We start from the raw sequence: 22532 nt of genomic DNA, 5'->3' as shown, positions 1-22532 counted from the left end.
CCAGGGTATGAAAGTCCAACTCGATAGCGGTGAATGGGCCAGCATTGTCACAGAAGGTGCAACCGTCACTTATTCAGACGGAACGAAAGCTGTCATCATCACCAGCGCCGGGCAGTTAAGCGAATGGGAAGGTAAAGGAATTGCACTGGTTGGTAGCTTGCTTGATAACGGAGATGTAATTATCAGCACCCCTGATTATGGATTAGTGTTCTCTTTCCGCGAGGGTGAATCAATTCCAGATGATTTCCTGACTGTTGCAAAGGTGGCATAAATGGGGGGAATGCGTCCAAACGTTTTAGGGCGGGGAATGGCGTTGTTTGGTGATCAAACCACAACTGGCGCAAAACTCATCCCCTCACTTTCTTGCGGTAACATTCTTGGTCGTCGTCCTATTGTTCTGGGTGACAAGACTACCGCTTGCCCGAAATGCGGCAAAGAAGGAAAAGTTGTTGAAGGTGAGTCACACCGCACAATTCACCAGATCCCTGTAGCCGTGGACAGGGGCGTCGTTTTATGTGGCTGCCCCTCTGGATCTAACCGTATCATAGCCCCTTTGGGATGGATCGGCCCAGGTGAATCTCCCTCTCAGGCAACAGCAAGGTATCTGGCAGAAGCGGCAACCGCAGCAGCCGCTCTTGCTGCATCTCAACAGCCGCAAGCAGAACCAGAACAACACGCCCAGACAGCGAAAAAGAAAACAGGCATCGACGCAGGTTTTGCCGTTCTCCCCTACGGCGGCACCACAGAAGCCTGGCAACGTCTGCTATTCACCGAAAACCCGTCAGTGGAAGCAAAGGAACTATTCGCTACGCTCAACGGCCCGGATCAAAGATGCAAAGCTGGTTCGATTATGCTTCTGGTCGATCCTGATAAGCAGGACGACGAACAGATCGCCCACATGAAAGCCGCGAAAGCGCGAGTTGATGCAGCGTTAGAACCGCTGACAATCCAGGAAGCTAACTTCCTGCATAAACATAAAGACACCATTGATCTTTTTACCTCTCAAGCCAGTACGACAACAGGGATCGCCTCAGAAGCTGCGGGAAAATACTTTGAGAAGATCGAGAGTGTTCTGACCAAGATTCAGCAAGCATACAAAAATCAGTACATCACCAGCGGATCACTGATCAGTGAACAATTTTATGTTCAGAGACGGCAACTGTTCGGTGAACTCGATAGCATTCTAACGGATTTCACGCGTCACAAACTGGCATTGCAGGACTACCCAGACATTAAACGGGCGTTGGGACTTTCAACCAGTTCGATTACACATCGCTGGAATCAGACCGGAGTTGCAGATATTGAGGGCTACGCCACATTCATTGAGAAAGCTGCAAAGTATGTGAAAATGATGAAAACAGCGGGCTATGTCGGAATCGCTCTTGATGGCGTGAACAGGCTGGATAAGATTTACGAAGCCTGCACAGTCGGGTCTGACTGCGAGAAAACGGCGTATACCGAGGTTGGAAGTTTTGGTGTGGGGTTAGGCACCGGAATTGGTGCAGGTGCGCTTGTTTCTGGTTCGGTGTCTACTACGGTTTGCTCAGTTGTCTTGGGTGCACTAACGATTGAAGCTGCCGGTGCTGGAATGTTGGCCTGCGGCGTGATCTTCACTGGTTCGGTTGGCTATGCTGGAGGGGAGTTAGGTGGTAAGTTTGGCGAAATGATAGGTGAAAGAATTTATGAGGTCACAAAGTGACGGTTTCTGTTTTCGATGTCCTCGTTATTGGTACTGGGGGAGTGATCCTGCTCTCAGCTGTCACTATGATTGTACTGTCAATTTTGAACAAAAAACGCTTCCTTGAAGTATGTCGTTTGTATGAAAGGGAGTTTGGCTCTGTGCCACTTGCTGCCACAGTGTTAAGAGATGCTGATTTACTCGGTTTCACTGCTGGATACTCAACAAAAATGGACTTCATTATCCATCCATTGATCTTTGGCAAAAAGTCTATCCAGAGCAAAAATGAGGATGTAGATTTTATACGAGGACTGCCTGCAAACATCAAATACTGGTTTATAGCCGAATTCTTGTGTTCATTGGTTATTTTTATTGGCCTTATTATTGGTTGCATCTGCCTTTGGGTCGATAAATGATCAATTCGGCAGATCTAATCATTTGCGGGTTCGGAGGATTAAGCCTCATCTGCGGTATAACTGTAGCGGTGCTCTCATCTCTAAACAAAAAGCGCTTCTCCGCGATCTGTACGCTGTATAAAGAAAAGTTTGGTTCTCTCCCGGCAGGGGCTATTATTTTCGACAAAGCGGGCTCGATAGGATTTAACTCAGGTTATGCCGCAAAGATCAATTTTATCGTAAATCTGTTAATCTTTTGTAAAAGCTCAGTAGACAGTACCAATGATGATGTTACGTTCATCAGAGGCTTGCCACCTCATCTCAAAAATTGGTTTATCGTCGAGTACGCTTTCTCTGCTTTAGGATTGGTATCAATCTTTATCGCCGGAGCAGTGTTGTACTTTCGATAGCATCCCCAAATTAAGCCAGCAGCAATGCTGGCCTCCCCTTGAAACGTCTCAAAATCCTCGTCAGTTCCACCATTCGTCCGCTTCCGCAGATTTTGTGCAACATAAGATCTATTGCCCATTTGGAGCAAAGTAACGCGAAAAGTCGTTGGACGATTTCATCAGGCTTATGTCTTCACAGGCGTCGAATCAGGTCAAAGCAGGGCTGAGCCCTGCTTTGATGGCCGCGTAGTATTTCTGCTTATACCTTTACAAGAAAGGCTTTACGTCACCCACGCCTTCACGAATCACTTCCGGCGCATCTTCGGTTAAGTCGACCACGGTGGTCGGCTGCTGGCCGAGATAGCCGCCGTGAATAATCAGCTCGACCACCTTCTCCAGACGATCTTTGATCTCTTCCGGATCGGACTCGGTAAACTCACTTCCCGGCAGCATCAGCGAGGTAGAAAGCATCGGTTCGCCGAGGGTTTCCAGCAGCGCCTGCGCAATCGGGTTCGACGGCACGCGCATGCCGATGGTTTTGCGTTTTTCCTGGAGCAGACGACGCGGTACTTCCTTCGTGCCCTTCAGGATGAAGGTGTAGTTACCCGGCGTGTTGTTCTTAATCAGGCGGAACGCCACGTTATCGACATACGCATAGGTCGACAGCTCAGAGAGATCGCGGCACATCAGGGTAAAGTTATGGCCGTCCGGCAGCTGGCGAATACGGCAAATGCGTTCCATCGCCCCTTTATCTTCAATTTTGCAGCCCAGCGCGTAGCCTGAATCGGTCGGGTAGACAATTACGCCGCCTTTGCGGACGATCTCCACGGCCTGGTTGATCAGACGTGGCTGCGGGTTATCCGGATGGATATAGAAAAACTGACTCATACTTCCCTCTCTTCAATTTGCTGCGGCTGTTCCCAGAGCTGCCAGACCGGCTCAACGCCAGCGGGCAACCAGAGCTTGCGCCCCAGTTCGATCCAGGCGCAGGGCTGATGGAAATCAGACCCCTGAGACCCAAGCAGGCCGAACTGGCGGGCATAGGTCGCGAGCTGCGCGCGCTCGTTGGGCGCCTGCTGACACTGGGCGACTTCCATCGCCTCGCCACCGCATTCGGCAAAGTGTGCCAGCAGCCTTTTCAGCCATTTAGCAGAAAGATTATACCGTCCCGGATGGGCCAGCACGGCCTTACCGCCAGAATGATGAATCACATCAATAGCTTGTTTTATTGTACACCACTGTGGTGGAACGTATCCGGTTTTCCCGCGCGCCAGATACTTTTTAAAGACATCCGCCATGGTCGTCGCTTTGCCGGCTTCAACCAGAAAACGGGCGAAATGACCGCGAGTGACCGCCCCGCCGTTCGCCATCTTTTGTGCGCCTTCCAGCGCGCCCGGAATATGCGCCTTTTCGAGACGCTCGCCGATCATCTCTGCGCGCTGATTGCGGCGCGTTTTTTGTTCTTGCAAAAATGCCGTCAGTGCCGGATGGTCTATATCGATATTCAGGCCAACAATATGAATCTCATGGTTTTCCCAGACGGTCGAGATCTCGACGCCGGACACCAGATTCAGCGCCAGCCCGCTGCGGGCAATCTCGGCGCGCGCCGCCGGAATGGCATCTGTCGTATCGTGATCGGTTATCGCCAGCGTGCCGACGCGCATTTCAACGGCACGATGAACCAGGGCTTCGGGTGTCAGCAGGCCATCAGAGGCCTGAGTATGGCTGTGTAAATCATAAATAATGGCGTAGGTGGTATCGCTCAAAGCACTTCCCATAACAGGTTGGAGACATCCGAAAACACCATGATACCGACTTAACGCGAAATTCTGAAATCAAGGGTTGACAACTCGCCATCGAACTAGTTAACTAGTACGCAAGTTCACGCGAGAAAGGTATCTGAAAATGACAGCACATTTCACTCTGCACTGTTGGTGGCGTAGTTCCTGATCCTCGGGCAGTGTCACGCGTCTGCGAAATGCAAACAGATACCCAGCCCGCTTCCAAGCGGGCTTTTTTTTGAACAGAAAATGAGAATAAAATCATGCAAACAGCCAAACCACACCTCGAACTGCTGACCTGCGAGGCGGCCTATCGCCACAACCCCACCGCGCTGTTTCATCAGGTCTGCGGTGCACGTCCGGCGACGCTGCTGCTGGAGTCTGCGGATATCGACAGCAAGGACGATCTCAAGAGCCTGCTGCTGGTCGACAGCGCGCTGCGCATTACCGCTTTAGGTGACACCGTCACAATCAAGGCGCTGTCAGACAATGGCGCATCGCTGCTGCCGCTGCTGGATGCCGCCCTGCCTTCAGGCATTGAAAACGAACGTCATCCAGAAATGCGCATTCTGCATTTCCCGCCGGTGAGCCAGCTGCTGGACGAAGACGCGCGCCTCTGCTCCCTGTCCGTTTTCGATGCCTTCCGCCTGCTGCAGAACCTGGTCACCGTGCCGGAAGACGAGCGTGAGGCGATGTTCTTCGGTGGGCTGTTTGCTTATGACCTGGTCGCCGGATTTGAAGAGTTGCCGGAAACCGAGCAGGGTAATCGCTGCCCGGACTATTGTTTCTATCTGGCTGAAACGCTGCTGGTGATCGACCACCAGAAACAATACACCCGCATCCAGGCAAGCCTGTTCACGCCCTCTTCCGCTGAGAAAAACCGTCTTGAGCACCGCATCGCTCAACTGCAGCAGCAGATGACGGAAGCGCCGCCTGCGCTGCCGGTGCAGCGGGTGGAAAAAATGACATGCGATGTTAACCAGACCGACGATCAGTACGGCGCCGTGGTTCGCCAGATGCAAAAGGCGATTCGCGCCGGGGAAATTTTCCAGGTGGTGCCTTCACGCCGCTTCTCACTGCCCTGTCCGTCGCCGCTCGCAGCCTACGACGTGCTGAAAAAGAGCAACCCAAGCCCGTACATGTTCTTCATGCAGGACAACGAGTTCACGCTGTTCGGCGCCTCGCCGGAAAGCTCGCTGAAGTACGACGCCACCAGCCGTCAGATTGAGATCTACCCGATTGCCGGAACCCGTCCGCGCGGACGTCGCGCCGACGGCTCCCTGGATCGCGATCTGGACAGCCGCATCGAACTGGAAATGCGTACCGACCACAAAGAACTCTCCGAGCACCTGATGCTGGTTGACCTGGCGCGTAACGATCTGGCACGCATTTGCACCCCCGGCAGCCGCTACGTGGCTGACCTGACTAAAGTCGACCGCTATTCGTTCGTGATGCACCTGGTCTCCCGCGTGGTCGGCGAGCTGCGCCATGACCTCGACGTGCTGCACGCCTACCGCGCCTGCATGAACATGGGCACCCTGAGCGGCGCGCCGAAAGTGCGCGCTATGCAGCTGATTGCCGCCGCTGAAGGACGCCGTCGCGGCAGCTACGGCGGCGCGGTGGGTTACTTCACGGCCCACGGTGACCTGGATACCTGCATCGTGATCCGCTCCGCCTATGTTGAAGACGGTATTGCCACCGTCCAGGCGGGTGCCGGGATTGTCCTTGATTCTGTTCCGCAGTCTGAAGCTGACGAAACGCGCAGTAAAGCCCGTGCGGTCCTTCGCGCCATTGCTACCGCACACCATGCACAGGAGATTTTCTGATGGCTGACATTCTGCTGCTCGATAATATCGACTCCTTTACCTATAACCTGGCAGATCAGCTGCGTGCGAATGGCCATAACGTCGTTATCTATCGCAACCACGTACCGGCGCAGACCCTGATTGACCGTCTGGCCACCATGCAAAACCCGGTGCTGATGCTCTCTCCGGGGCCAGGCGCACCGAGCGAAGCGGGCTGTATGCCGGAGCTGCTGACCCGTATGCGCGGCAAGCTGCCGATTATCGGCATCTGCCTCGGTCATCAGGCGATCGTTGAAGCCTATGGCGGCTACGTTGGCCAGGCGGGCGAGATCCTGCACGGTAAAGCGTCCAGCATTGAACATGACGGCCAGGCAATGTTTGCCGGGCTGCCGAACCCGCTCCCGGTCGCGCGCTATCACTCGCTGGTTGGCAGCAATATTCCAGCTGGGCTGACCATCAACGCCTCGTTTGAAGGCATGGTGATGGCGGTGCGCCACGATGCGGACCGCGTCTGCGGCCTGCAGTTCCACCCGGAATCTATCCTGACCTCCCACGGCGCCCGCCTGCTGGAGCAGACGCTCGACTGGGCGTTACAGAAGCTGGAGCAGACCAATACCCTGCAGCCGATTCTGGAAAAACTGTACCAGGCGCAGACCCTGAGCCAGCAGGAGAGCCACCAGCTCTTCTCCGCCGTGGTTCGCGGTGAGCTGAAGCCTGAACAGCTGGCGGCCGCGCTGGTGAGCATGAAAGTGCGCGGCGAAAGCCCGCAGGAGATCGCCGGTGCCGCTACGGCCCTGCTGGAAAATGCCGCCCCGTTCCCGCGCCCGGACTATCAGTTTGCCGATATTGTCGGCACCGGGGGAGACGGCAGTAACAGCATCAATATCTCCACCGCCAGCGCCTTCGTGGCGGCGGCGTGTGGTTTGAAGGTCGCAAAACACGGTAACCGCAGCGTTTCCAGCCGGTCAGGTTCTTCCGATTTGCTCGCCGCATTCGGTATTAATCTCGATATGAACGCCGAGCGTTCCCGTGAAGCGCTGGATGACCTGGGCGTCTGCTTCCTGTTTGCGCCGAAGTATCACACCGGTTTCCGCCACGCGATGCCGGTTCGTCAGCAGCTTAAAACCCGCACGCTGTTTAACGTGCTCGGCCCGCTGATCAACCCGGCGCATCCACCGCTGGCGCTGATTGGTGTCTATAGCCCGGAACTGGTTCTGCCGATTGCCGAGACGCTGCGCGTGCTGGGTTACCAACGTGCCGCCGTGGTGCATAGCGGCGGTATGGATGAGGTTTCTCTTCATGCCCCGACGCTGGTGGCCGAACTGCGCGACGGTGAAATCCTGAGCTATCAGCTTGACGCTGCCGACTTCGGCCTCGCGCCGTATCACCAGGAGGCGCTGGCTGGCGGTACGCCGGAAGAAAACCGTGACATTCTGACGCGCTTATTACAAGGTAAGGGAGAGGTCGCTCATGAGGCCGCCGTTGCTGCCAACGTCGCCATGCTGATGCGCTTGCACGGTGAGGAAGACCTGAAGGCCAACGTTCAAAAAGTTCTGGATGTACTGCGCTCCGGTGCAGCTTACGATCGCGTTACCGCACTTGCGGCAAGAGGGTAAAGAATGCAGACCGTTTTAGCGAAAATCGTTGCCGATAAGGCCATCTGGGTGGAAGCCCGCAAGCAACAGCAGCCGCTTGCCAGTTTCCAGAATGACGTCGTACCAAGCCAACGTCGTTTCTATGATGCCCTGCAGGGTGCACGCACCGCGTTTATTCTTGAGTGCAAAAAAGCCTCCCCGTCTAAAGGCGTTATTCGTGACGATTTCGACCCGGCGCGTATTGCCGGCATTTATAAGCATCATGCGTCAGCCATCTCCGTACTGACGGATGAGAAATATTTTCAGGGCAGCTTCGATTTTCTGCCGATCGTCAGCGGCATCGCGCCGCAGCCGATCCTGTGCAAAGACTTTATTATCGACCCGTATCAGATCTGGCTGGCGCGTTTTTACCAGGCTGACGCCTGCCTGCTGATGCTCTCGGTGCTCAACGACGAGCAGTATCGCCAGCTTTCCGCCGTGGCGCACAGCCTGAACATGGGCGTGCTGACCGAAGTGAGCAACGAAGAGGAGCTGGAACGCGCGATTGCGCTGGAAGCCAAAGTGGTCGGGATCAACAACCGCGATCTTCGCGACCTGTCCATTGACCTGAACCGCACGCGCCAGCTGGCGCCGCGTCTGGGCTCTGGCGTGACGGTGATCAGCGAATCCGGCATTAACAGCTATGCCCAGGTGCGCGAGCTGAGCCACTTCGCCAACGGTTTCCTGATTGGCTCCGCCATGATGGAGCATGACGATCTCAACGCGGCCGTGCGTCGCGTGCTGCTGGGTGAAAACAAAGTCTGCGGCTTAACCCGCGAACAGGACGCCCAGGCCGCGTATGAAGCCGGGGCGATTTACGGCGGGCTGATCTTTGTGGATTCCTCCCCACGCGCGGTCAGCGAAGAGCAGGCGCGTAAGGTCATCGCAGCGGCTCCGCTCAGCTACGTGGGCGTTTTCCGCAACGCAGATATTGCAGACGTTGCGGCCAAAGCCGACGCGTTATCCCTGAGCGCGGTGCAGCTCCACGGCGATGAAGACCAGAGCTACATCGATGCCCTGCGCGCCGCGCTGGCACCCCAGGTGCAGATCTGGAAAGCGCAAAGCGTTGGCGATACGTTGCCCTCGCGTAACCTCAACCATGTGGACAGATACGTCCTTGATAACGGCCAGGGCGGCACCGGTCAGCGTTTTGACTGGTCGCTGCTGAACGGCGAAAAACTGGACAACGTCCTGCTGGCGGGCGGATTAAGCCCGGATAACTGCGTAGAAGCCGCCAAAACCGGCTGCGCAGGCCTCGATTTCAATTCAGGCGTAGAGTCAGAACCGGGTATTAAAGATGCCAGCAAGCTGGCCTCGGTTTTTAAAACTCTGCGTGCATATTAAGGAAGAGAAGATGACGACATTACTTAACCCGTATTTTGGTGAGTTCGGCGGGATGTACGTCCCGCAAATCCTGATGCCCGCTCTGCGCCAGCTGGAAGAAGCCTTTGTCTGCGCGCAGAAGGATCCGGCGTTTCAGGCGGAATTTACCGACCTGCTGAAAAATTACGCCGGTCGTCCGACCGCGCTGACAAAATGCCGTAACCTGACGGAAGGCACCAAAACAACGCTTTATCTGAAGCGTGAAGACCTGCTGCACGGCGGCGCGCATAAAACTAACCAGGTGCTGGGCCAGGCGCTGCTCGCGAAGCGTATGGGTAAAACCGAAATCATCGCCGAAACCGGCGCAGGTCAGCACGGCGTGGCCTCTGCGCTTGCCAGCGCCCTGCTCGGCCTGAAATGCCGCATTTATATGGGGGCGAAAGACGTTGAGCGTCAGTCTCCGAACGTCTTCCGCATGCGTCTGATGGGGGCGGAAGTGATCCCTGTGCACAGCGGCTCCGCGACGCTGAAAGACGCCTGTAACGAAGCGCTGCGCGACTGGTCTGGCAGCTACGACACCGCGCACTACATGCTCGGCACAGCCGCAGGCCCGCACCCGTTCCCGACTATCGTGCGCGAATTCCAGCGCATGATCGGTGAAGAGACCAAAGCGCAGATCCTTGAAAAAGAGGGTCGCCTTCCGGATGCGGTGATCGCCTGCGTTGGCGGCGGGTCTAACGCCATCGGCATGTTCGCAGACTTTATCGACGACACCAGCGTGGGTCTGATTGGCGTCGAGCCTGCCGGTCACGGCATTGAATCGGGTGAACACGGCGCGCCGCTGAAGCATGGCCGCGTAGGGATCTACTTCGGTATGAAATCCCCGATGATGCAAACCGATGAGGGACAGATTGAAGAGTCTTACTCTATTTCTGCCGGCCTCGACTTCCCGTCCGTCGGGCCACAGCATGCGTTCCTGAACAGTACCGGCCGCGCGGACTATGTCTCCATTACCGATGACGAAGCGCTGGAAGCCTTTAAAACGCTGTGCCGCAGCGAAGGGATCATCCCGGCGCTGGAGTCTTCGCACGCACTGGCGCATGCGCTGAAAATGATTAAAGAAAACCCGGAAAAAGAACAGTTGCTGGTGGTGAACCTTTCCGGCCGCGGTGACAAAGATATCTTCACCGTTCACGATATTCTGAAAGCACGAGGGGAAATCTGATGGAACGCTACGATAATGTATTTGCAGAGCTGAAATCCCGCCAGGAAGGCGCGTTCGTTCCCTTCGTCACCCTGGGCGATCCGGGCCCGGAACAGTCGCTGAAGATTATCGACACCCTGATTGAAGCCGGCGCCGACGCGCTGGAGCTGGGTATTCCGTTCTCTGACCCGCTGGCGGATGGCCCGACCATCCAGAACGCAACGCTGCGCGCATTTGCTTCGGGCGTAACACCAACCCAGTGCTTCGAGATGCTGGCGGCGATTCGCCAGAAGCACCCGACCATTCCGATTGGCCTGCTGATGTACGCCAACCTGGTGTTCAACCGCGGTATTGATGAGTTTTACGCCGAGTGCGCTCGCGTGGGCGTCGACTCCGTTCTGGTGGCAGACGTGCCGGTTGAGGAGTCTGCGCCATTCCGTCAGGCGGCAATGCGCCATAACGTCGCCCCGATTTTCATCTGCCCACCGAACGCTGATGACGAACTGCTGCGCCAGATTGCCTCTTACGGACGCGGGTATACCTACCTGCTCTCCCGCGCAGGCGTGACCGGTGCCGAAAATAAAGCCGCACTGCCGCTGCATCATCTGGTGGAGAAGCTGGCCGAGTACCATGCCGCACCTCCGCTGCAGGGGTTCGGGATTTCATCCCCGGATCAGGTCACCGCAGCGATTGACGCTAAGGCGGCAGGTGCCATCTCCGGCTCCGCGATTGTGAAGATCATTGAAAAGAACGTGGACAAGCCAGAGCAGATGCTGGCCGAGCTGAAAGCATTTGTGACCGCAATGAAAGCGGCGACGCGTAAAGCATAATCCTTCTGCCGTCTGGCATCTCAGCCAGACGGTTACCCTTTCTTCCCCACCATCTAAAAAGGATTACGTCAAAATTGATCCTTTCGATATTTTCGGTATGAATGGCTTTTCAAACTGTCATGTAAGCGTATGATCTGGACTCTTTTTTATCTTTAATCCTTCTGAGTTCAGAGGCTCATTCATGTCATGGCAATACTTCAAACAGACTTACCTGGTTAAGTTCTGGTCACCTGTTCCGGCCGTTATCGCGGCGGGCATTCTCTCTACCTACTATTTCGGCATTACCGGCACCTTCTGGGCCGTGACCGGCGAGTTCACCCGCTGGGGTGGTCAATTGCTGCAGCTCGCTGGCGTGCATACCGAAGAGTGGGGGTACTTTAAACTCATTCATCTGGACGGCACCCCGCTTACCCGCATCGACGGGATGATGATCATTGGCATGTTCGGCGGCTGTTTCGCGGCGGCGCTGTGGGCAAACAACGTTAAGTTGCGTATGCCCAAAAGCCGGATTCGCATAATGCAGGCGGTGGTCGGCGGTATCATTGCCGGGTTTGGGGCCCGTCTGGCGATGGGCTGTAACCTGGCCGCTTTCTTTACGGGGATTCCTCAGTTTTCGCTTCACGCCTGGTTTTTTGCTGTCGCCACGGCCATCGGCTCTTACTTTGGCGCAAAATTCACCCTGCTGCCGCTGTTCCGCATTCCGGTGAAAATGACAAAAGTCAGCGCAGCGTCTCCGTTAACCCAAAAGCCCTCTCAGGCGCGTCGCCGTTTCCGCCTCGGTATGCTGGTCTTTTTTGCTATGGTCGCCTGGGCAATGTGCACTGCGATGAACCAGCCCAAACTTGGCCTGGCGATGCTGTTCGGCGTGGGTTTTGGTCTGCTCATTGAACGCGCGCAGATCTGCTTTACTTCCGCGTTTCGCGATATGTGGATCACCGGTCGGACGATGATGGCGAAGGCGATTATCGCCGGAATGGCGGTCAGCGCCATCGGTATCTTCAGCTATGTTCAGCTCGGCGTCGAACCGAAAATCATGTGGGCCGGTCCTAACGCGGTCATTGGCGGCCTGCTGTTCGGCTTCGGGATCGTACTGGCTGGCGGATGCGAAACCGGCTGGATGTACCGCGCCGTTGAAGGTCAGGTGCATTACTGGTGGGTAGGACTGGGGAATGTTATCGGCTCGACGATCCTGGCGTACTTCTGGGACGATCTGTCTCCGGCGCTTGCCACGAGTTGGGACAAGGTCAACCTGCTGAGCACCTTCGGCCCCCTCGGCGGCCTGCTCGTCACCTACGCCCTGCTGCTGGTCGCTTTTTTACTGGTTATCGCGCAGGAGAAACGCTTCTTTCGTCGTGCGAGTGTTAAAACAGAAACCCAGGAGAATGCTGCATGAAAGAGATCGTGCCCGATTACCGTCTGGATATGGTCGGTGAACCCTGCCCTTATCCGGCTGTTGCCACGCTTGAAGCGCTACCGCAGCTCAAGAAAGGGGAAATTCTGGAAGTGGTCAGCGACTGCCCGCAGTCCATTAACAACATTCCGCTGGATGCAAAAAACCACGGCTACACGGTGCTGGATATCCAGCAGGATGGCCCGACCATTCGCTATTTGATTAAGAAGTGATCGCTAAGGGCCTCGTAAGGGGCCTTTATCCTATTGAATTATAGGACATCTTGATCCACGGCAAAAACGCAATTTTTGACTTAAGTAAAATCTCATTTCCCTTTTGAAGGAGGTTTTCGCGGTTTGATGTATTTACGAGCTTTACTGGTTTTCGCCTTATTGATTCCCTTCCATGCGCTGTCCCTGAATTTCTCTTCTACCTTCCTGCGCCTTAATTGTCCGCAAAGAGGACTTGTCGAGGTCATTCTGCACGTTTATGACCATACCCAGGAACGATGGCAAGGTCATTTTGAAACCGGTGCGGGACATAAACGTGCGGGTGATACCGAAATTATCCCGTTTGTCAACGGCGATATTCTTTTTCATTCCCTGTCCAGCGACGCTTTCAGCTATTTATATGATGGGGAAAAGATCCTGAGGCACTGCGTAAAGCTTGATGAGCGGCCGGTTTATCCGTCGTTTTGAAGTGAGCAAAGCAAACTGGCCACCCTGTGGCCAGTTTGACGGCGGATCAGAAACGATAACCCGCAGAGAACATAAACACCCACGGATCCAGGCGAGTATTGATACTCTGCTGCTGACCGCCCGCCTTGAAGCGTACGTCCGTATCAATATCCATGTACCAGACCGAGGCGTTGATCAGCCAGTCGCGGTTAATCAGATAATCCAGACCGACCTGCCCCGCCATACCCCATGAATCTTTCAGGCTGAGGTCCGTCAGACCGGCCTCTTTACCGGTATCGTTAAACTTCTCGTCAAAGAAGGTGGTGTAGTTCACACCGGCGCCAATATAAGGGCGCACCTTGCTGCTGGCATCACCAAAATACCATTGCGCCATCAGCGTTGGCGGTAAATGGTGAACCGTAGCAATATCACCGGTTGCGCCCAGACCCACGCGATGACGGAACGGCGTTGCAGCCAGAAGCTCAACACCAACGTTTTCCGTCGCCATATAGGTGAACGTTAACCCTAACTGGGTGTTATTACTGACGTTAAAACCGCCCATACCCAGCACGTTATCCGATCCTTCAGTTGGGCGAACCGTAGCCGAACCGGCACGAATAAAGAATTCGCCTGCTTCATGCGCATACGCGCCGCCAGAGAGACTGCTTAATACAAGGGCTGCCACCGCTAATTTTTTCATATCCGCTCCATCGTTGTGGTTTTAATCGCGGGTGAGAATATACTCACAAATGAGTAATAAGTGATCTGCTACAGATCACATTAAAACCAGTAACTTAACATTCATTGATCTGGATTAATTTTTTGTTACGCATCCAAAAGCGATAAGTTGTTTCCATGTCAATTTTTGGCATTTCACAGTTACAAAATTTTCCCTTTTCCCCCTCTTGCTCTTCCTCAGGCGGCTGGATAATTTATCGCTCTCACAAATTGATTTGATGCGTTCTTCTTTAGCAGGTGTGCCATGAGTGATATCAACCCGTGCATGACGTGCGGAGCCTGTTGTGCGTATTTTCGAGTCTCTTTCTACTGGGCCGAAGCCAGCGATGGCGGCGGTACCGTTCCGGTTCATCTCACAGAGCCGCTAACGCCTTTTCTGCGCTGCATGAGCGGCACCAACCAAAAGCAGGTCCGCTGCGTCGCGCTACAGGGTGAGCCAGGGGTCTCTACCCGATGTTCTATCTATGAGGATCGGCCCAGCCCGTGTCGGGAATTTGCCATGTCGGGGGAAGATGGGCAGGTCAACGTAGCCTGCAATCGCGCCCGGGCACGCGTTGGATTACCGCCGCTTTACAAAGATATGCTTTTCCATACAAGCCTTGATGCTGCCACAGCAGGCGCATCCGGTGTACAATTGCCGGCTAATTAACACCTGCAATACTCAAGGAGAGTGCATGTCTATCACGGCGAAGTCTGTCTACCGTGACACGGGAAACTTTTTCCGCAATCAGTTCATAACCTTTTTACTGATCGCGTTGCTATGTGCCTTTATCACGGTGGTGCTGGGCCATGCCTTCTCACCGAGTGATGAACAGATTGCCAGCCTGAGTCAGGGCGACCACCTTGCCGGAAGCGTGGGGCTATTTGAACTGGTGCAAAACATGACGCCGGAACAGCAGCAAATTCTGCTGCGGGCGTCTGCCGCATCCACGTTCTCAGGCCTGATTGGTAATGCAATTCTGGCGGGCGGCGTTTTGCTGATGATTCAGCTGGTATCGGCGGGTCACCGGGTCAGCGCTTTACGGGCGATTGGTGCCAGTGCGCCAGTCTTACCTAAGCTGTTTATCCTGATCTTTTTAACCACCCTGCTGGTGCAAATGGGGATTATGCTGGTCGTGGTGCCGGGCGTATTACTGGCTATCGTGCTCTCATTTGCGCCTGTGATGGTCGTGCAGGATAAGATGGGGATTTTTACCGCGATGCGCAGCAGCATCAGACTGGCGTGGGCTAATATGCGTCTGGTGGCTCCCGCCGTGATCGGCTGGCTGCTCGCCAAAACGCTCCTGCTGTTGTTTGCACCGAATTTTGCGGTATTAACGCCCAATGTTGGCGCGGTAGTGGCGAATACGCTGAGCAATCTGATTTCAGCGGTACTGCTGGTCTATCTGTTCCGCCTGTATATGTTAATTCGTCAGTAATCCTGAGGCGGGCGGCATCGCTGCCTCCCGCCCCGCTCAGAAGATGGAATCACAGAATGAAGCAGTTTCTTGATTTTTTACCGCTCGTGGTCTTTTTTGCTTTTTATAAGCTGTATGACATTTATGCCGCGACCACTGCGCTGATCGTTGCGACCGCTGTTGTACTGATCTACAGCTGGGTTCGCTATCGTAAAGTCGAAAAGATGGCGCTGATAACGTTCGTCCTGGTCGCCGTGTTCGGCGGGCTTACGCTGTTCTTCCACAACGATGAATTTATTAAGTGGAAAGTGACCGTTATTTACGCGTTGTTTGCGGGCGCATTGTTAATTAGCCAGTGGGTCATGAAAAAGCCGCTGATCCAGCGCATGCTGGGCAAAGAGCTGACGCTGCCTCAGGAAGTCTGGTCCCGTCTGAATATCGCCTGGGCGGTCTTCTTTATTCTCTGTGGTCTTGCCAATATCTATATCGCCTTCTGGCTGCCGCAAAATATCTGGGTCAACTTCAAGGTCTTCGGCCTGACCGCGCTGACGCTTATCTTCACGCTGTTAAGCGGTGTATACATCTATCGCCACATGCCGCAGGACGACAAGCACTGAGTAATGACTGACCAGAACGTCAACGACTAGCGTTCTGGTCTATTCTCTCCGCTGTGAAATCATAGTAGCATCCCGCCTGAAGTCTTCCGTTACGAGTTTAAACAATGACAACAAATAACGCCCCGCAGGGCGAACTGGTTTTACGCACACTGGCAATGCCCGCTGACACCAATGCCAATGGCGATATTTTTGGCGGCTGGCTGATGTCGCAGATGGATATGGGCGGCGCAATTCTGGCAAAAGAGATTGCCCACGGGCGCGTGGTCACCGTGAGAGTGGACGGCATGACCTTCCTGCGCCCGGTTGCGGTGGGTGATGTGGTTTGCTGCTACGCGCGCTGCGTGAAACGCGGTAATACCTCCATTTCCATCAACATCGAAGTCTGGGTGAAGAAAGTCTCTTCTGAGCCGATTGGGCAACGTTATAAGGCCACTGAAGCGCTGTTTATTTATGTCGCCGTGGACAGCGAGGGTAAACCTCGTCAACTTCCACAGGCCTGATCGACAGGCAAAAAAAAGCCTCCTTTCGGAGGCTTTTTTTATTCCATCTGCGCCCCGCCGTTCAGGCGGAAAACAATATTCACGATCAATCCGCTACCCGGCTTGCCTGGCTCATAGCGCCATCTGCGCATGGCAGATTTCACTTCGCGCTCAAACATATTAGAAGGTTGCGCAGATAAGATTTCCACGTTATCCACGCGGCCATCCGCAGTGACATCAAACTTCACCCGTACGCGGCCTTCAATACGCAAGGCCTGAGCTCGCGCCGGATACTGAGGCTGATTGCGGCTTACGGCTCGCGGGCCCGCTGGCGCGGTAACCGTTGGCTTTGACATCGTTGCCGTATTATTCATCACCGGACGGGAAGGCGCTGAATTTTCCACCGGCGGGGTTGCGCGCGGTTCAACCGGACGTTCTTCGCGTTTTGGACGCTCCTCGACCTTCTTCACCGGCTTTGGCTTCGGCTTAGGTTTTGGCTTCGGTTCAGGCTTGTGGATCACCACCGGCGCTTCCTTCGGTGGCGCCGGAACAGGCTCGGGCTCTGGCTCAGGTTCAGCCACCGGCTGTGGCGGCGGAGGGGCAACCTGCGGCGGTTCGAGATCCGCTGGCGAGACCATTGTCACCGACATCGGCTGCGCGGGCGCGGGCATTTCAATAACCTGATGAACCGAGGTATACAGCAAACCCGCCACAACAGCACCGTGAATCACGACAGAAAGCAGCGTCGGCCAGGGAAAGCGGCGAGGTAAATCAAGGGTCATCGAAGTCATAATCATCAACGTTAAAAAACCGAACACTGATTTTAAATGCAAATAGCAATCATATTCAATAAGACACTTTGTTCTGACGCAACTTTAGCGCATGAGAGGCCAAAAAAGGCGCATTCAGATCAGGGTATTAACATTGTTTTTATTTTACATTGCAGTCGTTTGCCCTTTCACATAACGTAACTGACACTTTTACCGGTTAAGGAGCTTCGCCGTGTTTTACGTGATTTACTCTGAAGATGTTGCTGATTCGCTCGAAAAACGCCAGGCCGTGCGCCCTGCGCATCTGGCACGCTTGCAGCTGCTCCAGGATGAAGGCCGTTTACTGACCGCCGGCCCAATGCCTGCAGTAGACAGCAACGATCCGGGCGCCGCCGGTTTTGCCGGTTCCACCGTGATTGCTGAGTTTGAATCTCAGGAAACCGCTCAGGCATGGGCTGACGCAGATCCGTATGTTGCAGCAGGTGTGTATGCGAAAGTGACGGTTCGACCGTATAAGAAAGTGTTCTGATACCAAAGCGGCTCCGAAAGGAGCCTTTTTTATCGCGGCGGTTAGGCGTCTTTATGCCGGGTAAACTGCTGCTCTGTAATCAGGCTTCCCCACTGGTCGCCTTCCCACTCTTTGGCGAGCGTAAATCCAAACGATTCGTATAAACGTCGTGCGGCGGTCAGCTTATTGAATGTCCACAGATGCACGGCAGAGAAACCAACGCTGTCGCAAAAGCGCATCGCATCGGTCAGCAGTTTTTTCCCCACCCCGTGTCCCCGGCAGCCATCGTCAAGAATAAACCAGCGAAGATGGGCTTCACCCGGCGCTAAATCCTCGCCGTCTATCGCCACCGACCCCACTATCCTGCCGTTCATCACCGCCAGCCAGATCTGGTTGCATGACTTATCCAGGCGGTCACTAAACTCTGCAACACCTGTAGCCACTTTGGCCTCAAAAAAGCGGCCAAAATGGTGCTCGCGCGCGTAATAAACCCCGTGCATCTCCGCGATACGGCCAATCATGCCGGGAATATACCCCTTAACTATCGTAAGCTCGTCGGGGCGCGTGTCATTGCCCTTTTCACGGCACGCCAGCAGCGCGTTGGCATAAAGGGAGAGTCCCTCAGAAATGGTCTGCTGCTGGGCAGGAGCAAGACGCTTTATTGCTGAGACCACGCGCTCATTGCTAAAGGTATTAATTTTACTGACCGTCTCATGACCTTTCGCGGTCAGCCTGAGGCTCTTCGCTCTCGCATCTTCAGGTGATGTCACCTCCTCGAGTTCGCCCGCGGCAATCAGGCGAGCCAGCATCCGGCTGACGCTGGACTTTTCCAGGCCCAGCAGCTGTACCAGCTGACTCGCCGTCATCTCTTTGCGTAAGGCGATTTCGACCAGGGTATGGACGGCCGAAGGGGAGTAATTTGTTGAAGCCAGGGTCGAGGCCATAAAACCTAACTCTCGCACCATGAGGCGCGATGAACGTCGAATAACACTGACTACCGGGGTTTCGCTGTGCATGTTATGTCCTCACCATTTAGTTGTACTATACAACTAAATGGTGAGGGATTGTCAAACAGAATTAAAAAGGCTCCCGAAGGAGCCTTTGATTCATCAATGCAGCGACGCCAACCTCGCCGCAAATCCAACAAACAGCAGCCCTATCAAACCGTTCCCCAGCTTTGCCAGTTTCTTTTTGGTTTTCAGGTAACGTGTGACAAACGCGCCGGAGAAGATCAGGAAGCTCATGTACATGAAGCTTATTAACTCCAGCGTCGTGGCGAGGATCAGGAAAGAAGTGCCGGTACTCTGTGCATTCACGTCAATGAACTGAACGAAGAACGATACGTAGAACAAAATCGCTTTGGGGTTGGTCAGGCTTAATACCAGCGAACGTTTCATGATCATACTGGCCGGTTCGGGACCGCTCTCATGCGCGCTTTTTGGACGATTCACCACCGACCAGAGCATTTTGCCCCCAAGCCAGAGTAGATAGAAGGCCCCGAGATAGCGCACGATATTAAACAGTACCGGCGTGGTCTGGATTAATGCCGCGACGCCCGCCCAGGCCAGAAACATCAGTACCGCATCACCGATAAATACGCCTGTCGCGGCGAGATACCCTTTTTTAACGCCGTGACCAATCCCGGTTTTGAGCACAAACAGGGTATTCGGCCCTGGCACCAGCACAATAAAAAACGCACCAACAACATACGTCCAGAAATTCAGCACGCCAAACTCCGCAAACACTTCTCCCTCCTTTTGCTAAACACAGCAGGAACAACGCTGCAAATACGCTATTCCCAAAAAATCAGACGCTATAAAATCAGCGGGCACCATTACGGTGCCCTCATGGTACTCAGATATCCTGGACTGCGAACAGCAACGCATTACGGTGCCGGGTCATTCCACATTTTCTGATGGCGTGAATACGCATATTGCGGCGGGATTGTGCTTCCAGCCAACGAGCCTTGCGACGACTCACCTGTCGCAACATGCGCCAGCGCCCTACTTCAGTTCTACTGCGCTTCATGTCTAAACTCTTTCACTAACACTTTTTCTCTAAAAGAAAGGCCATTATAAACCCAACCCGGCAGCAAACCAGCGCTTTTACCTGGCGTTTTTATTTGCCAGATGAATCCTGATGCGTACACTCATAACAATACGCTTTCAAAAGGATTTTTTTACCTATGACAACCTTCTACACCGTGGTGAGTTGGCTGGTCATTTTGGGATACTGGCTGTTAATCGCGGGTGTGACATTACGCATCCTGATGAAGCGCAGAGCCGTACCCTCTGCCATGGCCTGGCTTCTGATAATCTACATCCTCCCGCTGGTGGGAATTATTGCCTATCTCTCTTTCGGCGAGCTTCATCTGGGTAAACGCCGCGCCGAGCGGGCCCGCGCAATGTGGCCCTCAACCGCAAAGTGGCTGAACGACCTAAAAGCCTGCAAACATATCTTTGCCGAGGAGAACAGCAGCGTCGCCTCCTCACTGTTTAAGCTGTGCGAGCGCCGCCAGGGGATTGGCGGTGTTAAGGGCAACCAGCTGCAGCTGCTGACCTCATCCGACGACGTCATGCAGGCGTTAATCCGCGATATCCAACTGGCGCGTCATAATATCGAGATGGTTTTTTATATCTGGCAGCCCGGCGGGATGGCTGACCAGGTCGCTGAGTCGCTGATGGCTGCCGCGCGTCGCGGCATTCATTGCCGCCTGATGCTTGACTCCGCGGGTAGCGTGGCCTTTTTCCGTAGCCCCTGGGCGGGCATGATGCGTAATGCCGGAATTGAAGTGGTTGAAGCGCTTAAGGTCAATCTCCTGCGCGTGTTTCTGCGCCGGATGGATCTCCGCCAGCATCGCAAAATGATCATGATCGATAACTATATTGCCTACACCGGCAGTATGAACATGGTTGACCCGCGCTTCTTTAAGCAGGACTCGGGCGTGGGTCAATGGGTTGATTTGATGGCGCGAATGGAGGGGCCGATTGCCACCTCGATGGGCATCGTGTATTCCTGCGACTGGGAGATTGAAACCGGCAAGCGTATCCTGCCACCACCGCCGGACGGCAACATTATGCCGTTTGAAGAGGCCAGCGGTCACACCATTCATACCATTGCTTCCGGGCCGGGCTTCCCGGAGGACTTAATCCATCAGGCGCTGCTGACGGCAACCTACGCAGCGCGTGAATATCTGATCATGACGACGCCCTACTTTGTCCCCAGCGACGACCTTCTGCACGCGATCTGTACCGCAGCGCAGCGCGGTGTCGATGTGAGCATCATTTTGCCGCGCAAAAATGACTCCCTACTGGTAGGCTGGGCCAGCCGGGCATTCTTTAGTGAACTGCTGGCCGCCGGGGTAAAAATTTACCAGTTTGAAGGCGGATTACTCCACACCAAGAGCGTTCTCGTCGACGGTGAACTGAGCCTGGTGGGGACGGTCAACCTGGATATGCGCAGCCTGTGGCTAAACTTTGAAATTACGCTGGTCATTGATGATGCCGGCTTTGGCGGCGATCTCGCCGCGGTGCAGGATGATTATATCTCCCGCTCGCGGCTGCTGGATGCCAGACTGTGGGTAAAACGTCCGCTGTGGCAGAGAATTGCCGAACGACTGTTTTACTTCTTTAGTCCGTTGCTGTAAAACGTGCCCAACGATGTTAAACAGGTAGTCATCATGGAAATGGATCTGAACAATCGCCTGACCGAAGACGAAACGCTCGAGCAGGCCTATGACATTTTTCTCGAACTGGCGGTTGATAACCTCGATCCCGCAGACGTGATCCTCTTTAATCTGCAGTTCGAAGAGCGCGGCGGCGCTGAATTGTTCGACCCTTCAGAAGACTGGGCTGAGCATGTGGATTTCGACCTGAATCCGGACTTCTTTGCCGAAGTGGTGATTGGGCTGGCCGATGAGGATGGCGGCGAAATTAACGATATTTTCGCTCGCGTCCTGCTGTGTCGTGAGAAAGACCACAAGCTGTGTCATATACTCTGGCGCGAATAATAAAAAAGGCTGCGATTGCAGCCTTTTTTATTTACTCCGGTAATTCACTGCCGCAGCGGTAACAAAATCGCGCGCTGTGTTCATGTTCACCCTGCTGGCAATGAGGACATTTGCGCTGCTGCTTGCGGCTCTGAAAGGCACTGCTCATGTGCGTGGTAATCAGTCCCGTCGGGATCGCAATCACCGAATAGCCAATCAAAATCAGCACTGACGCCACAATGCGACCCAGTGGCGTATGGGGCGTGATATCACCGTAACCCACGGTAGTGACGGTCACGATGGCCCAGTAGACGGACGCATTGAGCGTCGTAAAGCCATACTTCGGCCCTTCTATTAAATACATCAGCGCGCCAAAAACAATCATGACGATGGCAATAAACGAGTAGAACAGAATAAGCTGATGCCGTGCGCTGACGATGGCACTCCAGAACACGCGTAATGACGGCATAAAACGCAGTAATTTCAGAATACGTAATACCCGAATCACGCGCATCGCTCGCCAGGCAAAGACATAGCTCAGGCTGATCTCCGGCCACAGCCACATCACGTAAAGCGGCAGGATGGTGGCTAAATCGATAAATCCCCAGAAGCTGAAAACATATCTGGCCGGGTTGGGCCAGGCTATCACTCGGAGGAGATATTCAGCGGTGAAGACCAGGGTAATCGCCAGCTCAAGCCAGACGAAGATATGCCATTCGTCAAACGTCAGGTGGTATTGCGTCCCGGCCCCTGATTCTATAAAGATGACAATCACGCTGAGGAGCGCAAATAAACCGCAAAGACCTTCGAAGCGTCGTCCGGATACCGTTTCAGGATCGAATAAAAAATGATATAGCCGCCGACGGGCTGACGTGAATAAACGCGACACAGTGACCTCGCAAAAAATAAGGGCTGACATCATGTCAGCC

Annotated in this window: 26 protein-coding genes and 1 other annotated feature; of the genes, 18 read left to right on the top strand and 8 right to left on the bottom strand. The window is 54.4% G+C overall.

What is annotated here, in order from left to right; genetic code table 11:
• Positions 1-7: 7 nt before the first annotated feature.
• Genes NQ230_RS10250 through NQ230_RS10240 form a run of 3 tightly spaced genes read left to right on the top strand, consistent with a single transcriptional unit; the run spans position 8 to position 2094 of the window.
• Entirely contained in the window at positions 8-271 is a 264-nt protein-coding gene (locus NQ230_RS10250; RefSeq protein WP_257261028.1) for a hypothetical protein, read from the top strand.
• 36 nt (positions 272-307) lie between these two features.
• A complete protein-coding gene (locus tag NQ230_RS10245) occupies positions 308-1699 on the top strand; it encodes a PAAR domain-containing protein (protein ID WP_257261026.1) in 1392 nt (463 codons plus the stop codon).
• The gene (locus NQ230_RS10240; RefSeq protein WP_257261025.1) at positions 1696-2094 is read left to right on the top strand and encodes a hypothetical protein; all 399 of its coding nucleotides are present in this window, start codon (positions 1696-1698) and stop codon (positions 2092-2094) included. Before NQ230_RS10245 ends, NQ230_RS10240 begins: the two co-directional genes overlap by 4 nt.
• Positions 2095-2729: 635 nt before the next feature.
• Here NQ230_RS10240 and NQ230_RS10235 read toward each other — a convergent pair.
• Positions 2730-3350: an L-threonylcarbamoyladenylate synthase gene (locus NQ230_RS10235; protein WP_003856793.1), complete on the bottom strand. Its 621-nt coding sequence runs from the start codon at positions 3348-3350 to the stop codon at positions 2730-2732.
• Entirely contained in the window at positions 3347-4228 is an 882-nt protein-coding gene (gene rnm / locus NQ230_RS10230) for an RNase RNM (protein WP_032640987.1), read from the bottom strand. Before rnm ends, NQ230_RS10235 begins: the two co-directional genes overlap by 4 nt.
• Before the next feature lie 160 nt (positions 4229-4388).
• Positions 4389-4483: a sequence feature (Trp leader region), on the top strand.
• A 23-nt stretch (positions 4484-4506) separates the two neighbouring features.
• On the opposite strand from rnm, the gene NQ230_RS10225 reads away from it, so the two are divergent.
• The 8 genes from NQ230_RS10225 to NQ230_RS10190 all read left to right on the top strand — a co-directional run bounded on the left by NQ230_RS10225 (position 4507) and on the right by NQ230_RS10190 (position 13127).
• Positions 4507-6069: an anthranilate synthase component 1 gene (locus NQ230_RS10225; RefSeq protein WP_121423999.1), complete on the top strand. Its 1563-nt coding sequence runs from the start codon at positions 4507-4509 to the stop codon at positions 6067-6069.
• The gene (gene trpD / locus NQ230_RS10220) at positions 6069-7664 is read left to right on the top strand and encodes a bifunctional anthranilate synthase glutamate amidotransferase component TrpG/anthranilate phosphoribosyltransferase TrpD (RefSeq protein ID WP_159514355.1); all 1596 of its coding nucleotides are present in this window, start codon (positions 6069-6071) and stop codon (positions 7662-7664) included. Before NQ230_RS10225 ends, trpD begins: the two co-directional genes overlap by 1 nt.
• Before the next feature lie 3 nt (positions 7665-7667).
• Positions 7668-9026 carry a bifunctional indole-3-glycerol-phosphate synthase TrpC/phosphoribosylanthranilate isomerase TrpF gene (gene trpCF, locus NQ230_RS10215; protein WP_257261024.1) on the top strand — a complete coding sequence of 453 codons (1359 nt, stop codon included), beginning with the start codon at positions 7668-7670 and terminating at the stop codon, positions 9024-9026.
• Between the two features lie 10 nt (positions 9027-9036).
• The gene (gene trpB, locus NQ230_RS10210; protein WP_257261023.1) at positions 9037-10230 is read left to right on the top strand and encodes a tryptophan synthase subunit beta; all 1194 of its coding nucleotides are present in this window, start codon (positions 9037-9039) and stop codon (positions 10228-10230) included.
• Positions 10230-11039 (top strand): tryptophan synthase subunit alpha, encoded by an 810-nt coding sequence (gene trpA / locus NQ230_RS10205; RefSeq protein WP_023312082.1) that lies wholly within the window; start codon positions 10230-10232, stop codon positions 11037-11039. The genes trpB and trpA overlap by 1 nt, the downstream gene beginning before the upstream one ends.
• 181 nt (positions 11040-11220) lie before the next feature.
• Positions 11221-12432: a selenium metabolism membrane protein YedE/FdhT gene (gene yedE, locus NQ230_RS10200; RefSeq protein ID WP_213820826.1), complete on the top strand. Its 1212-nt coding sequence runs from the start codon at positions 11221-11223 to the stop codon at positions 12430-12432.
• Positions 12429-12662: a sulfurtransferase-like selenium metabolism protein YedF gene (gene yedF / locus NQ230_RS10195; protein WP_257261017.1), complete on the top strand. Its 234-nt coding sequence runs from the start codon at positions 12429-12431 to the stop codon at positions 12660-12662. The genes yedE and yedF overlap by 4 nt, the downstream gene beginning before the upstream one ends.
• Positions 12663-12788: 126 nt before the next feature.
• Positions 12789-13127 (top strand): hypothetical protein, encoded by a 339-nt coding sequence (locus NQ230_RS10190; RefSeq protein ID WP_257261015.1) that lies wholly within the window; start codon positions 12789-12791, stop codon positions 13125-13127.
• 46 nt (positions 13128-13173) lie between these two features.
• On the opposite strand, the gene ompW is transcribed toward NQ230_RS10190, so the two are convergent.
• Positions 13174-13806: an outer membrane protein OmpW gene (gene ompW / locus NQ230_RS10185; RefSeq protein ID WP_023312086.1), complete on the bottom strand. Its 633-nt coding sequence runs from the start codon at positions 13804-13806 to the stop codon at positions 13174-13176.
• A 282-nt stretch (positions 13807-14088) separates the two neighbouring features.
• On the opposite strand from ompW, the gene NQ230_RS10180 reads away from it, so the two are divergent.
• From NQ230_RS10180 to yciA, 4 genes are all read left to right on the top strand, one after another.
• On the top strand, positions 14089-14493 hold the full coding sequence (locus NQ230_RS10180) for a YkgJ family cysteine cluster protein (protein ID WP_121424010.1): 405 nt from the start codon (positions 14089-14091) through the stop codon (positions 14491-14493).
• A 25-nt stretch (positions 14494-14518) separates the two neighbouring features.
• Positions 14519-15262, top strand: coding sequence for a YciC family protein (locus NQ230_RS10175; protein WP_047647551.1), 744 nt, complete (start codon positions 14519-14521; stop codon positions 15260-15262).
• 56 nt (positions 15263-15318) lie between these two features.
• Positions 15319-15858: a septation protein A gene (locus tag NQ230_RS10170; RefSeq protein WP_023312088.1), complete on the top strand. Its 540-nt coding sequence runs from the start codon at positions 15319-15321 to the stop codon at positions 15856-15858.
• 104 nt (positions 15859-15962) lie between these two features.
• Entirely contained in the window at positions 15963-16358 is a 396-nt protein-coding gene (gene yciA / locus NQ230_RS10165; RefSeq protein ID WP_023335966.1) for an acyl-CoA thioester hydrolase YciA, read from the top strand.
• Between the two features lie 38 nt (positions 16359-16396).
• Here yciA and tonB read toward each other — a convergent pair whose 3' ends face one another.
• Positions 16397-17119: a TonB system transport protein TonB gene (tonB, locus tag NQ230_RS10160; protein WP_257261334.1), complete on the bottom strand. Its 723-nt coding sequence runs from the start codon at positions 17117-17119 to the stop codon at positions 16397-16399.
• Between the two features lie 220 nt (positions 17120-17339).
• Here tonB and NQ230_RS10155 point away from each other — a divergent pair, with 220 nt between their 5' ends.
• Positions 17340-17636 carry a YciI family protein gene (locus NQ230_RS10155; protein WP_032656697.1) on the top strand — a complete coding sequence of 99 codons (297 nt, stop codon included), beginning with the start codon at positions 17340-17342 and terminating at the stop codon, positions 17634-17636.
• 41 nt (positions 17637-17677) lie between these two features.
• Here the strand turns inward: NQ230_RS10155 and NQ230_RS10150 are convergent, their stop codons facing one another.
• The 3 genes from NQ230_RS10150 to NQ230_RS10140 all read right to left on the bottom strand — a co-directional run bounded on the left by NQ230_RS10150 (position 17678) and on the right by NQ230_RS10140 (position 19643).
• A complete protein-coding gene (locus NQ230_RS10150) occupies positions 17678-18631 on the bottom strand; it encodes a helix-turn-helix domain-containing GNAT family N-acetyltransferase (RefSeq protein WP_257261010.1) in 954 nt (317 codons plus the stop codon).
• Positions 18632-18724: 93 nt separating this feature from the next.
• A complete protein-coding gene (leuE, locus tag NQ230_RS10145; RefSeq protein WP_257261008.1) occupies positions 18725-19360 on the bottom strand; it encodes a leucine efflux protein LeuE in 636 nt (211 codons plus the stop codon).
• A 109-nt stretch (positions 19361-19469) separates the two neighbouring features.
• Positions 19470-19643: a YciY family protein gene (locus NQ230_RS10140; RefSeq protein ID WP_021240326.1), complete on the bottom strand. Its 174-nt coding sequence runs from the start codon at positions 19641-19643 to the stop codon at positions 19470-19472.
• Between the two features lie 157 nt (positions 19644-19800).
• On the opposite strand from NQ230_RS10140, the gene cls reads away from it, so the two are divergent.
• Positions 19801-21261, top strand: coding sequence for a cardiolipin synthase (cls, locus tag NQ230_RS10135; RefSeq protein WP_046889821.1), 1461 nt, complete (start codon positions 19801-19803; stop codon positions 21259-21261).
• Positions 21262-21294: 33 nt separating this feature from the next.
• Positions 21295-21624, top strand: coding sequence for an HI1450 family dsDNA-mimic protein (locus NQ230_RS10130; RefSeq protein WP_006810881.1), 330 nt, complete (start codon positions 21295-21297; stop codon positions 21622-21624).
• A 31-nt stretch (positions 21625-21655) separates the two neighbouring features.
• Here the strand turns inward: NQ230_RS10130 and NQ230_RS10125 are convergent, their stop codons facing one another.
• Positions 21656-22525 carry an ion transporter gene (locus NQ230_RS10125; RefSeq protein ID WP_257261007.1) on the bottom strand — a complete coding sequence of 290 codons (870 nt, stop codon included), beginning with the start codon at positions 22523-22525 and terminating at the stop codon, positions 21656-21658.
• Positions 22526-22532: the final 7 nt, after the last annotated feature.

The organism is Enterobacter asburiae (assembly GCF_024599655.1).
Lineage (GTDB): Bacteria > Pseudomonadota > Gammaproteobacteria > Enterobacterales > Enterobacteriaceae > Enterobacter > Enterobacter asburiae_D.
The sequence above is the reverse complement of the archived record's forward strand: the minus strand, read 5'-3'. Positions and strand labels throughout refer to the sequence as shown.